The 12,635-nt window shown below is 67.7% G+C and carries 11 protein-coding genes and 2 pseudogenes; 6 read left to right on the forward strand and 7 right to left on the reverse strand.

Features of this window, described 5'->3' with window-relative positions; all coding sequences use genetic code 11:
• Together M3185_RS15555 and M3185_RS15560 are read left to right on the forward strand one after the other, a co-directional pair.
• Positions 1–791, forward strand: a 791-nt coding sequence (locus tag M3185_RS15555) for a 4Fe-4S dicluster domain-containing protein (RefSeq protein ID WP_251334589.1), incomplete at its 5' end; no start/stop codon positions are given.
• On the forward strand, positions 788–1,429 hold the full coding sequence (locus tag M3185_RS15560) for a LutC/YkgG family protein (protein WP_251334590.1): 642 nt from the start codon (positions 788–790) through the stop codon (positions 1,427–1,429). The genes M3185_RS15555 and M3185_RS15560, both read left to right, overlap by 4 nt.
• A 115-nt stretch (positions 1,430–1,544) precedes the next feature.
• Here M3185_RS15560 and M3185_RS15565 read toward each other — a convergent pair whose 3' ends face one another.
• Positions 1,545–2,000 carry a hypothetical protein gene (locus M3185_RS15565; RefSeq protein ID WP_251334591.1) on the reverse strand — a complete coding sequence of 152 codons (456 nt, stop codon included), beginning with the start codon at positions 1,998–2,000 and terminating at the stop codon, positions 1,545–1,547.
• A gap of 356 nt (positions 2,001–2,356) precedes the next feature.
• Here M3185_RS15565 and M3185_RS15570 point away from each other — a divergent pair, with 356 nt between their 5' ends.
• On the forward strand, positions 2,357–4,939 hold the full coding sequence (locus M3185_RS15570; RefSeq protein ID WP_251334592.1) for a rhamnogalacturonan lyase: 2,583 nt from the start codon (positions 2,357–2,359) through the stop codon (positions 4,937–4,939).
• 484 nt (positions 4,940–5,423) lie between these two features.
• On the opposite strand, the gene M3185_RS15575 is transcribed toward M3185_RS15570, so the two are convergent.
• The gene (locus M3185_RS15575; protein ID WP_251334593.1) at positions 5,424–6,611 is read right to left on the reverse strand and encodes an SGNH/GDSL hydrolase family protein; all 1,188 of its coding nucleotides are present in this window, start codon (positions 6,609–6,611) and stop codon (positions 5,424–5,426) included.
• 85 nt (positions 6,612–6,696) lie between these two features.
• Positions 6,697–7,527 (reverse strand): oxidoreductase, encoded by an 831-nt coding sequence (locus tag M3185_RS15580; RefSeq protein ID WP_251334594.1) that lies wholly within the window; start codon positions 7,525–7,527, stop codon positions 6,697–6,699.
• Positions 7,528–8,079: 552 nt separating this feature from the next.
• Between M3185_RS15580 and M3185_RS15590 the strand changes: the two are divergent.
• Positions 8,080–8,397, forward strand: a pseudogene (locus tag M3185_RS15590) (transposase); the annotation flags it as partial.
• 120 nt (positions 8,398–8,517) lie between these two features.
• Here M3185_RS15590 and M3185_RS15595 read toward each other — a convergent pair.
• The 3 genes and pseudogenes from M3185_RS15595 to M3185_RS15605 form a co-directional block, all read right to left on the reverse strand.
• Positions 8,518–8,994: pseudogene (locus M3185_RS15595) on the reverse strand (transposase).
• Positions 8,970–9,467, reverse strand: coding sequence for an IS256 family transposase (locus M3185_RS15600; RefSeq protein WP_251334595.1), 498 nt, complete (start codon positions 9,465–9,467; stop codon positions 8,970–8,972). Before M3185_RS15600 ends, M3185_RS15595 begins: the two are co-directional and overlap by 25 nt.
• Positions 9,370–9,807 carry a transposase gene (locus M3185_RS15605; RefSeq protein WP_251334596.1) on the reverse strand — a complete coding sequence of 146 codons (438 nt, stop codon included), beginning with the start codon at positions 9,805–9,807 and terminating at the stop codon, positions 9,370–9,372. Before M3185_RS15605 ends, M3185_RS15600 begins: the two co-directional genes overlap by 98 nt.
• Positions 9,808–9,881: 74 nt before the next feature.
• Here M3185_RS15605 and M3185_RS15610 point away from each other — a divergent pair, with 74 nt between their 5' ends.
• Positions 9,882–10,298, forward strand: coding sequence for an IclR family transcriptional regulator (locus M3185_RS15610; protein ID WP_251334597.1), 417 nt, complete (start codon positions 9,882–9,884; stop codon positions 10,296–10,298).
• A 189-nt stretch (positions 10,299–10,487) separates the two neighbouring features.
• Here the strand turns inward: M3185_RS15610 and M3185_RS15615 are convergent, their stop codons facing one another.
• Positions 10,488–11,132, reverse strand: coding sequence for an isochorismatase family protein (locus M3185_RS15615; protein WP_251334598.1), 645 nt, complete (start codon positions 11,130–11,132; stop codon positions 10,488–10,490).
• A 142-nt stretch (positions 11,133–11,274) separates the two neighbouring features.
• Between M3185_RS15615 and M3185_RS15620 the strand changes: the two genes are divergently transcribed.
• Positions 11,275–12,237, forward strand: a complete 963-nt coding sequence (locus tag M3185_RS15620; RefSeq protein ID WP_251334599.1) for a GlxA family transcriptional regulator — start codon at positions 11,275–11,277, stop codon at positions 12,235–12,237.
• Positions 12,238–12,635: the final 398 nt, after the last annotated feature.

The raw sequence follows: 12,635 nt of genomic DNA on the forward strand, positions 1-12,635 counted from the left end.
TCCTCCAGCTGCTCCCGCGCTCCTCCACGGGCGAGCGGATGAACCCGTACACCTCCCTGTGGACCGGGGTGACCCCCGGCGACGGGCCGCAGGAGGTGCACGTGGTGCTGCTCGACAACGGCCGCTCGGCGGTGCTCTCCGACCCGGAAGGCCGCTCGGCGCTGCACTGCATCCGCTGCTCCGCGTGCCTGAACGTGTGCCCGGTCTACGAGCAGACCGGCGGCCACGCCTACGGCTCGACCTACCCGGGCCCGATCGGGGCGATCCTGTCCCCGCAGCTCACCGGCATCACCTCCGAGCAGAACGCGTCCCTGCCCTACGCGTCCTCGCTGTGCGGGGCGTGCTACGACGTGTGCCCGGTGAAAATCAACATCCCCGAGATCCTCGTCCACCTGCGCGACGAAGACGTCCGCAGCAAACCCTCACCGCGGGTCCCATCCCAGATGGACCTGATGATGAAGGGGGCCTCGGTCGTGATGTCCTCCGGTCAACGCATGGCCCTCGCCGAGAAGGGGCTGCCCCTGGGGCGGGCGGTGGCCGGCCGGGACCGCGCGATCTCCTGGCTGCCCGGGGTGGCCGGCGGCTGGACCGAGCAACGGGACCTCCCCGCCCCGCCCAGGGAGTCCTTCCGGAACTGGTGGGCCGGCCACGCCGGCGAAACCGAGCAGCGGGTGACCGCCGATGGAGGCCCTGCCATGGGTCCCGATGCGGGCGGCACCTTCGACACCACCAAGGGCGGCCCGGAAGGCGGGACCCCGGAAGACAACCCGAACGGCGGAAGTTCACGATGACCAACGCGAAGACCGAGATCCTCGCCCGCATCCGCGGGGCGCTGCACGACGCCCCGGCAGTCCCCGAGGTGCGGCGCGACTACCGCGTCTGCTCGGAGCGCCCGCGCGAGGAGGTGGTCGGGATGCTCGAGGACCGGCTCCTCGACTACAAGGCCGGCGTCCACCACGAGACCGCCGCGTCCCTCCCCGGGAGGATCGCGCAGCTGCTCGGGGCCTCCGCCCGGTACGTGGTGCCCGCCGGGCTGGACCCCTCCTGGCTGCCGGAGGACACCGCCGCCCGGCATGCGATCGTGGACCCCGACGACGCCCGCGAGCCCGCGGCCCTGGGAGTGCGCGAGCTCAACGCGGTGGACGCCGTGGTGACGTCCTCGACCGTCTCCTGCGCGGAGACCGGCACGATCTTCCTCACCGGCCGCCCCGAGGAGGGCCGGCGCGCCATCACCCTGGTGCCGGACCACCACATCTGCGTGGTGCCGCTGGCCTCGGTGGTCGAGCTGATCCCCGAGGCGCTGTCCCGGATCACCCCCACCGCGCCCGTCACGATGATCTCGGGGCCGTCCGCGACCTCGGACATCGAGCTCGAGCGGGTCGAGGGCGTGCACGGGCCGCGCAGACTGGACGTCATCCTGCTCGGATAGGAACCATTTCCCCCGCACCCGGTGTCCTCCGGTAGCTCTCAACGCATGGCGACCGGAATCTCTCCGGCCCAAGCTTCGAACTGCAAGCTCGGAGCCTGGCCTGGGGCTCGTGGGTTTAGAAAACGAAGTTGCCGATGGCGTTCTGGTCGGTGAGCACCAGGTCCCAACCGGTGTCTCCGCGCACAATTATCGCAACCTTGACTATCCCGTCCGGGTCGATCCAGCGTATGCCGCCTTGATGAACCCAGACCCGGTATCCCGACTGGCGGGCTACCCAAATACCTTCAGCGGCGGCTTTGTTCCGACTTTCCGGCCAGGAGATGTAACTAATCGATTCCACGACAGCCAGGGCGAAGCCAATCGCCAGGGCCACCAGGCCGGTCAACGCCAGCAGGCCCGGAAGGAAGGCGAGGGCAGTGGAAATAGCTACCGTGGCTGGCAGGACACCCAGCGGGTTGTTCCACCACCTCTGCTCAGGTAGGCGCGGGGTGGCGGCGACGGCAGGGAAGACTCGCACCGGGGTGCCTATGGCCGCAGGACGGCGGCCGTCAAAAAACTGCTGCAAACTCAAAAAAGTGCTCCAGAAGACAGGTGAAAGTAACCGTACGGGACGATCATTGCGTGAGAAAAAGGACACCCGGCGGGCCGGGGGACGGGGATGACGGCCAGCGGGGACGCTACTTCCGGTTTATCACTGAACCCCGGGGAACTACCTCATCAGAACACCGTTCGATTGCTCACATGCACGGCCGGGCTTACCGATGAGAGCGGACGCAACCCCGCTTAGGCATGCATCTACGAAACCACGAGGGCATCTCGAAATTTCAGCCAGTTCATAACAATTTTCCAAATTATATGAATCACCCTAAACCCAGGGAACCTTTTCTCCGAGACACTCCTGAGTCTTAGCTTCGATCAAAGGACACCATGCTGATACCCCCCGCTAAAAACCGTCGAATTCCTCTGATTGCCGGAGGGTCGATTGCCGCGCTCTTGCTCCTCGGACTTCCCGCGACTGCTCACGGCGCTCCGACGGCACCTGCACAGACCGACACGTCATCAAGGCCCCAGCTCGAACACCTGGACCGCGGGCTGGTGGCGGTGCCGACCACCGAAGGTATCTTCCTCAGTTGGCGGTTGCTCGGCCACGAGGCGACCGGTCACTCCGAGGAGGGCATGACCGGCCCCGACTTCCGCGTCTACCGCGATGACGCGCTGGTCGCGACCGTCACCGACAGCACGAACTACCTCGACAACAGTGGTGATGCGGATGCCGGGTATCGCGTGGTCGCGGTCGTCGACGGTGTCGAGGTCGACGTCAGTGCTCAGGTGCGTCCCTGGGAAAAAGCCTATGGCGAGATCCCGCTGCAGCGACCCGCCGACGGGCTCACCCCGACCGGCGAGACCTACACCTACGCGGCCAATGACATGAGCGTGGGGGACGTGGACGGTGACGGCCAGTACGAGTACGTCGTGAAGTGGGATCCGTCGAACTCCAAGGACGTGTCCCAGAAGGGCTACACGGGCAACGTCTACATCGACACCTACGAGGCCGACGGCACCCTCCTGCACCGCATTGACCTGGGCGTCAACGTCCGCGCCGGCGCGCACTACACCCAGTTTCTCGTCAACGACTTCGACGGTGACGGCCGGTCCGAGGTCATGCTCAAGACCGCCCCCGGCACCCGCACCACCACCTATGCCGATGGTGAGCCGGTGGGCGAGCAGTTCATCACCTTGCCGGCCGGGGACGTCGCGGCCGGTCACTCGCACGACGACGACTACCGGATGAGCGCCGCCGATTATGAGGAGCACCTCGTGCAAATGTTCCTCGGCTGGCACGAGCACCCCGAGGTGGTGGCCGGGCGCTGGCCCGCCACCCTCGAAGAGGCCTTCGGTATCGAGGCGCGTTACGACTATCCGCTGGGCCGAGCCGATGCCGAGGCGCTGGTCGATCACTTCATCGACGTCTACGCCCCCGCGCGTAGCGCCCGCAATGACCTGCGCACCTTCGAGGGGTTCATCCTCACCGGCCCGGAGTACCTCACCGTCTTCGACGGGGCCACGGGTCGGGAGTTGCAGACCGTCCACTACGAGCCCGGCCGCTCCGACGACGGGCTGAGGTGGGGCGATTACGCTCTGGCCCGGATCGAGCCGGGCAACCGCGTCGACCGCTTTCTCGCCGGAGTGGCCTACCTCGACGGGCGCAGGCCCACGGCGATTTTCGCGCGGGGCTATTACACCCGCTCGGCGATCGTTGCCTACGACTGGGACGGGGAGCAGTTGAGCCAGCGTTGGACCGTCGACAGCGGCTGGACACCGATGGACAACCCGTTCAATGCCGCCCCGCACGGGACGCCCGGCACCGACCCGGAATTCGGGTCCATCGCAAGTCAGGGCTTCCACTCCCTCAGCGCCGCCGACGTCGACGGCGACGGCAAGCACGAGGTCGTCTACGGCTCGGCCACGATCGACCACGACGGCTCCCTGCTCTACAGTTCCTCCGGCCTGCTGCCGGCGGGAAGCAAGGCGCCGGGAACATCTGCCGGCTTCGGCCACGGTGATGCCATGCACGTCACCGACATCGACCCTGATCGCCCTGGTCTGGAGATTTTCACCGTCCACGAGAACGGCACGTCGGCGCCGTACGGCATGGCGATGCGTCAAGCGGAGGACGGGAAGCTGCTCTTCGGCACGTACTCCGGGCGAGATACCGGCCGAGGCATGATCGGTGACGTCGTACCGGAGTCTCGAGGTGTCGAGTCCTGGGCCAACATGCCCGGTGGCTCTGGCGCCCTCGGTGTGCACAGTGCGACGGGCGAACACCTCTTGGACACGGTCCCGGGCACCAACCAGAGCATCCGGTGGGCCGCGGACATGACGACCCAGATCGTGAACGGGTCCGGGGACCAAGACGTAACGATCGATGACTGGCAGCACGGGCGTCTCCTCACGGCCGCAGGCACTCGAACCAACAATGGCACCAAGGGCAATCCCTCCCTGGTGGCCGACGTCCAGGGCGACTGGCGCGAGGAGCTGCTTGTGCGCACCGCCGACAGCTCGGCGATCCGCATCTACCTCAGCACCGAGGTGACGGACCGCAGGCTGCACACGCTCATGCACGACCCGCAGTACCGGGCCGAGGTGGCCCGCCAGCAAACGTCGTACAACCAGCCCTCCTACACGGGCTTCTACCTCGCCTCGGACATCGACTGGTCAAAGGTGCCCGTACCGGACTACTGGGCGCCTGGTGCCCTGCCGGCCCTGGACCGCGTACTGCAGGACTACATCAGCGACGGTGCGGTGGCTGGACCCATCGCGAACCAGCTCACCAACACGCTGGCCACGGCTCAGCACCACCTCGACGCCAATCGGCCGACCGAGGCCGCTGAGGCACTCGAACGGTTTCAACGGCACCTGGAGGCCCCGAAAAAGCCGGACGCCCTGACCCCCTCGGCGGCGGAGGTGTTGCGTCATCAGGCGAGCACCATCGTGGCCATGCTGTCCTGACCGCGTTCCTCCAGCCCCGCAGACGATCGTGCTGCTCGGCGGCTTCGCGCTCAGGATGCCAGATGTGGACTCCCGCCCCACGGAGCCGGCTCCGGCGGTCATCCGCTCGACAGACTTCATCCCGAAGGAGGGAACCGGGAACACACCCCACCCACCGGCTTGACCGGGTCCCTCGGTAACTTTGTCGGCCTGTGGCCCGCCCCATCGAGGGAGCGGGCCACAGGCATACGGGGCCGAAGGACGCGCTGACTGCCGTGACCTATGACGCAGGAGACGTCTGCTCCAACGCCCAAGGAATGACAACGACCGATGTGTCAGAGAGCTGGCACTGAAGTGTGAGCAGGAGACATCTGATCGTTCTTCAGTCCCGTTCCGCTGCCCAGACGGTTCAGTTGTCGGACACCCAATATGAGCTGTTGGATTTGCTGGAACGCCCGTCCCGCCGATCTTGCCCGGCTTCCTGACCGCGTCCTGGAACCCCGGGTCAGTCCAGGCGCCGATCGGTTGCCAGGGGCGCACCCTCGCCGAACGCGAGGTCGGCGAAGCGCTTGCCCATCCGTAGGTGCGTGGCGGGGTCGGGGTGGAGAGCATCGGGCAACGGAAACTCCCGCGCGTCGGAATACCCGTACAACTCACGCCCGTCGAGGTAGAACAGGTACGGATCATCCTGTGCCCGCTCCGCCACAATCCGCGCCAGCTGTTCGCGGATGACCGTCAGCGTGAGCTTGCCGGCCGCGACCTCGCTAGGATCACCGGTCGCCTGGAACTGCACATCCCCTCGGGCCAGGGCCTGCGGATCGAAGGCGCCGGGTCCTGGAGTGTGTTCATGGATCGGGCACAGGATGGGCGAGACCACCAGCAACGGAGTGCGAGGGTGACCGTCGCGGATCGTGTCGAGGAACCCGTGCACTGCCGGTGTGAAGGCTCGCAGTCTCATCAGATCGAGATTGACCAGATTAATGCCGAGCTTGACGCTGATCAGGTCGGCAGGGGTGTCGCGGATAGTGCGGGCGGTGAACGGATCGAGTAACGCGCTGCCCCCGAACCCGAGGTTGAGCAGATTAAGGCCAGCCCGCATCGCGGCGACCACCGGCCAGATGCCGGTGGGGTGCACCGCGTTGGAACCATGACTGATCGAGCTGCCGTGGTGCAACCACACCGGGCGTGGATCCCGTACCGGTCGGATGGGGGCGTCGGAGCGAACCTCGACCAGTTCCACGGTCTCGTTGTGCGGCAGCCAGAGCTCGACCGTCTTCGGCCCCTGAGGCAGACCGTCGAAGACGACGCCGCCGATCTTTCCCGATATGGTCTGCCTGGCGCCGGTGGTCATGTCGATGCTCACCACGGTCGCGGTGTCGAGGCTAGCCCGCTGGATGTGGTGGCCCTCGACCACCAGGTCGAAGACGCCGTCCGGTTGTGGTGGTGCTCCCTCGTACCGGAAACGGGTGGCGCGTCCCCGGAGTTCGATGCAGCTGCCCTCGGTCGAGAAGAGCAGTCGCGCTCCCGAGGGCTGGGACTCCACCATGGCCAGGCGTGGATCGTCGGTCTGGTTCCTGGCCCAGGCGGGGAGACGGTGCGGGAGCACCCCGATATCCGTGCGCTCCAGCTCCACAACGCCGTGCAGGAACTCATCGGTGACGGGTGTGGTCCAGCGCTGGTGGGGGATCGACATGGTCATTCCTTGGGTCGACGTGTCCGGGAACAGTGAATTATGGGGCGGGCCAGTGGCGCAGCGTGTGGTCGGTGGTCCTTTTACCTCAGGTGTGGAAGTCGGTGCTGCGGCTGAGGGACTCCCAGGTGTCGACCTCGGTGCGCAGCGCCTCCAGTGCGGTCCGGAACCCGTCGGAGGCGTCGTTGCCCAGCAGCAACAGGTACGGCGCCGCCTCGGACTCGACGGCCGTGATCAGTGCGGCGGCGGCCTTGGCCGGGTCGCCCTTCTGCGTGCCGTGGACGGTGTCGTGCTCCTTGCGGCGTGTGCCTGCGGTCTGGGCGTAGTCGGCGACCGGCGCGGCCGACTGTGTGAGGGACCGGCCGGCGAAGTCGGTGCGGAACCCGCCGGGTTCGACGACCATCGCGGTGATGCCCAGCGGAGCGAGTTCCTTGCGCATCGACAGCGTCAGTGCCTCGACCGCGGCCTTGACGGCCGAGTAGTAGCCGGAGCCCTCCGGGCCGGTCCGTGCGCCGATCGAGGAGATGTTCACGATCGTGCCGCAGCGGCGGGCCCGCATCCCCGGCAGCACCGCTTTGATCGTGCGCACCGTGCCGAACACGTGCGTGTCGAAGAGCTGGTGGACGGCTCCGTCCTCGCCCTCTTCGACAGCGGCCCGGTAGCCGTAGCCGGCGTTGTTGACCAGGACGTCGACCGCGCCGAAGCGTTCCTCCGCGGCGGCCACGGCGGCGGTGACCTGTTCGTCGTCGGTGACGTCGAGGGGGAGGGTCAGTGCGGTGTCGGGGTGGGCGTCGGCGAGGTCCTGGATCTTCGCCGCGTCGCGGGCGGTGACGACGGCGTTGTCGCCGTGGGCGAGCACGGCCTCGGCGAACGCTCGACCGAGTCCGGTGGAGCAGCCGGTGATGAGCCAGGTGGCCATGGGCGTGCCTTCCGCTGGGTGAATGGTGCGTGGCAACAGGCTAGAGGACCGGGTCACCACCTGCGCCGGGCCGCCGGCGTATCACGCGGTCGTGGGTAGGTGCACCGTGCTGACTGGCTGCGTGCAGGAGCTGACGCTTCCCGACGCGGGCCCAGTCAGGTCTTATGCGTCTCCAGTCGCTGGAGGAGCTCCCCTGTGGGTGGGGAGGAAATTGATCGGCAGGTGGCGTCGGCTGGGGAGCAGGTCTGCCGGTGCTGAGCCACGGTGGGCAGACGTGGACACCCATACTCCGATGGGCTCGTTGGTCTTCACAGCGATCTCTGTCTCCGCCCAGATGGAGCTGGAAATTGAACGGCAGCCGATCACCGACTTGGAGGGCAGGCGCTGAGCTGCCGACAAGGACCTCGGCGGGCGGCACCCACGTTCACCGATTCCCCGGTCCGCAACGCTTTGCGGCTGACTGAGGCGGGGGAGCCGGCCACCCAGGTCGCCCGGGACCGGGGGATGTCCCGGGCGACTATGTACCGCGGCATCCGCGAACTGCCCCTGGCCATCCCGCGCAACGACGACGGGTCCCTGCCGATCGTGTGGTTGGTCGCCGAATGGCCAGCCGGTGCCCCCGAGCCCACCGACTACTGGCTCTCGACGCTGTCCGAGGACAGCCCGCTGGTCGAACTGGTGCGCCTGGCGAAGATCCTCTGGCGGATCGAGCACGACTACCGCGAACTCAAGCACAGACTTGGACTCGACCACTTCGAGGGCCGCTCCTGGCCCGGGTGGCACCACCACGCGACCCTGGTCATCGCCGCCCACCTGTTCGCCACCACCCTGCGCCTGGAGACGGATCCAAAAGCGCCACCGGCGGTCTGAGCCTCTACCAACTGCTGGCCGAACTTCAGATCGCCGTCATCGCCCTGATCGGCTACTGTCCCTACTGCCACCAGAACTGGGACTGTCCGATAAACGGTGTGTGGGGTCCGGCGGTTTTCATCAGTGAGCGGTTCTCTCGAACCGTCCGGCGAAGGTGATAGCGAACGCGTTCAGCGCCGGCTTCCACCTCATCACCCACCGTGCTCTGCCGCCGCCGGTGGGGTCAAGGGACCGAGTGACCAGGTATAGGCATTTCAGCGCGGCCTGCTCGTGCGGGAAGTGTCCCCGTGCCCGCACGGCTCGTCTGTAGCGGGCGTTGATCGACTCGATCGCGTTCGTCGTGCAGATCACCGAAGCGGATCTCCACGTCGTACTCCAGAAACGGCACGAACTGAAGCCCAGGAGGACTCCCACAGCTGCACGATCGCCGGATACCGCTGGCCCCACTCAGCCTTGAACTGAAGCGAACCGGTCCTTCGCCGCGGCCTCGCTCGGGGCGGTGTAGACGGGCTTGAGCGCCTTGACGATCCCGTCGCGGTGCTGGCGGCCGGCGTAGCGGAAGCTGTTGCGGATCAGGTGCACGATGCACTGCTGCACGAGACGTGCGATCCCAGGTGGTCGTGATCGCCTCCGGGAGGCCCTTGAGCCCGTCGCAGACTTCCGATGAGCACATCCTCGACGCCCCGGTTCTTCAGCTCGGAGAAGACCTGCAGCCAGAACCGGGCACCCTCGGCGCCGTCACCGGCCCAGATCCCGAGGATCTCGCGTTCCCCGTGCACGGTCACGCCCATGACGACGTAGAACGGCGTATTGCGCACCTGCCCGTCGCGGACCTTCACCACGATCGCGTCGACGAAGAGCACCGGATAGAGCGGGTCCAGCGGACGGGAGGACCACTCGGCCAGCTCACCGGCGACCTTCTCGGTAATCCGGCTGATGGTGTCCTTGGAGACCTTCGCCCCGTAGACCTCCTCAAAGTGCACGGCGATCTCCCCGGTGGTCAACCCGCGGGCCGACAGGGAGAGCACGATCTGGTCGATCCCGTCCAGGCGCCGCTTCCGTTTGGGCACGATCACCGGCTCGAAGGACCCGTCCCGGTCCGAAGGGCACCTCGATCTCGACCGGGCCGATCTCGGTCAGCACGGTCTTTGACCTCGTGCCGTTGCGCATGTTGGCCGCGATCGGGGTCTGCCCGTGGTCGTGCCCGAGGTGCTCGGTCAGCTCGGCTTCCAGGGCGGTCTCGAGAACGTTCTTCGTGAGCTGGTTCAGCAGGCCGCCGGGCCCGACCAGGCTCACGCCCTGCTCCTTGGCTTGGGCGAGCAGCCGCTCGGCGAGTTCCTTCTGATCGATGATCTCTCCGGTCACGGGATCGATCATCGTGCCTGTCATCTCGGTCGTGGACTCTGACACGGCCGTCTCCTTTCGGATCAGGCCGGACCCTCACACACCGTTGTTCTTACAGTCCCGCCACCGGCACCGCCGAGATGACTACCGTGATCAACGGCGTCCAGCCCCTGCACTACGGGCTGGCCTCCGGGGTGACCATCCCGCTCTACGCCGGGGCCGCCGGCAAGGCCATCCTCGCCCACTGCCCGCCCGGCACCCTCGAGCACCTCGAGCTGGCACCGCTGACCGAGCGCACCCGCACCGACCGCCAGACCCTGGCCGAGGATCTACAGGCCATCCGCGACCGCGGCTGGGCCACCGCCGACGGTGAACGCATCCCCGACGCCTACGGCCTCAGCGCCCCCTACTTCATCGACGGCACCGTTGCCGGCTCGATCACCGCCACTGTCGCCCGCTTCCGCGTCCCCCACCTCGACCTCGACACCCTCGCCGGTGCTGTCCAGGACGCCGCCCACCGCATCACCCGGCTGCTCTCCCTCACCCCCGTCCCCTGAATCTTCGGGGGCGCGCCGCCGGGGTGCCGTCCAGGACGAGACGTCCGAAGCCGGGGCCCAGAGCGCGATCGAGGGCTCGCCGGATCTCGACGGGAGCACCTGCCTCGGCAGGGCGCCTCCGACGTGGTCGGAAGACGCCCTGCGGGATGGCAGTGGTGATCAGTGCGTAGGCCACGCTCCGGCGGAACGTCAGACCACGGCGGCGTGCTGCTGGGCGCCTGCGACCGCGGAGCTGCCCAGGTCGCTGCCCGGCAGGGGCTGCCGGGAGTTCAGCGCCTGGACCCAGTCGTCCGTCGAGGCGACGGCGGCCCAGTTGGAGTGCAGCAGGGTCATGAGCGTGGTGTGCACGGTCTCGGCGTCGACGGAGCCGGCCTCATTGGCGAGGTTGACCGCGCCCGTGGCGTCGGCGAGCACCTCGGTGGTGAAGCCCAAGGCCTCTCCCTCGACGGCCGAGCCCAGGACGCAGTTGTTCGTCATGTATCCGACCAGCGTGACGGTGTCGACTCCCTGCTCGCGCAACCAGGTGGCGACGTCGGTGTCGGCATAGACGGAGCCGTACTGCTTCACCACGGTCTTCCAGGTCTCGCTGCGGCGCTGAGCCACCTCGGGGTGCAGTGCGAAGCCGGGCTGGGTCGGGTCGAACACCGGCGCACCGTCACCCATCATGTGCTGGACCACGACCACGGGGATCCCGGCGGCGTGGGCCGCCTCGATCGCCTGGACGATGCGGGGGAGGGACTCGCTAGGGGACGGGTGCTGGATTTCCAGCGGGCCACCGCCGAAGTAGTCCTGCTGGACGTCGATGAGGACAAGCGCGCGCTGCGGGCTGGACATGGGGAAGACTCCTCGGGGTTGTGGCGGTCGCCGGATGCGGCCGCTGCTGAGCACCCCTCCATCCTGTGGACACCCGCATGGAACCGACAGTGGCGCAAACGCCGACGTACGATGGGATCACGCCAACTATGAGAGGCAGCGGATGCGAATCGGGATCTACGCTTTCGACGGGATCACCATGTTCCACCTGTCAGTGCCGCAGATGGTCTTCGACGAGGTCGCCCGGCAGGGCCTGGGCGAGTGGGAAACCTTCCTGTTCGGTGACCGTCCCGGCAGGATCCGCACCGCGGAGGGGTACGGCATCGAGGGCATCCAAGGCCTCACCGCCGCCCAAGGCGCGGACGTCCTCGTGATGCCCTCGTGGTTCCTCGACGGGCGCCCGGCCAGTGCGGCGGTGCGCGCGACGCTGAGATCAGCCCATGCCGCCGAGGCGACGATCGTGGGCCTGTGCCTCGGGGCGATCCCAGTGGCCGACGCCGGGTTGCTCGCCGGGCGCCCGGCGGTTACGCACTGGCAGGCCTTCGACCTGCTGGCGCAGCGGCACCCGGAGCTCGCCCTGGACGAATCGGTGCTCTACCTCGACCACGGCGACGTCCTCACCTCCGCGGGCACCGCATCAGGGCTGGACGCCTGCCTGCACCTGGTCCGCTCACGCCTCGGAGCCGAGGCGGCGAACAAGGTCGCGCGCAGCCTGGTCATCGCCCCGCACCGTGAGGGCGGACAGGCTCAGTACATCGAGCGCCCCCTGCCTCCCCGGCCCGACGACGACGCGATCTCCCGGACCATGGACTGGGCCGGGCGGCATCTGGCCGAGCCCCTGTCGATCGAGGACATGGCCGCCGCAGCGCACATGAGCACCCGGACCTTCGTGCGCGCGTTCCGGGCGGCGACCGGCACCACCCCAGCCACCTGGGTGCGGATGCGGCGCCTGGACGAGGCCCGCCGGCTGCTGGAGACCACCGACCGGCCGATCGACACCATCGCTGCTGCCTGCGGCATCGGCAGTCCCGTGACGCTGCGCCAGAACTTCTCGGCCGCCTTCAAAACCTCACCCTCGCAGTACCGTGCGCGCTTCCGAGCCGAGGCCACCCAAAGCGACAAGTGATCCGGTCTGCGCCAGGGGGCGGGTGGTCGCTGCCCAGGGCGAAGTCCTCCCGCAGGAGGCACCCTGGGTGCCGAGCGGCGGCGGACCTTCACTGACCCCCCGCTCCGCAACGCCCTCCGACTGATCGACGGCGGGGAGCCGACCACCCAGCTCACCCGTGACCTGGGCATGTCACGAGCGACGCCCTACCGGCGCATCCGGGAACCTCCTGTCGGTGGCAGGCTCCGAAGCCATCCCATAGTGCAGGCGGCAGAGCATTGCGCTGCCATCACCTACTGGAATTTGTGAGCGTCGACGTGCGGAATCTACTCAGCGCGGGGCTGGTACGCGCCTCTGAATGTATGCACGCCGCATGCAGTCCAGATTCTCGTTGTTCTGAGGTGCCTCGCGATGTGCCA

Source organism: Kocuria rosea, assembly GCF_023715525.1.
Taxonomy (GTDB): Bacteria; Actinomycetota; Actinomycetes; order Actinomycetales; family Micrococcaceae; genus Kocuria; species Kocuria rosea_A.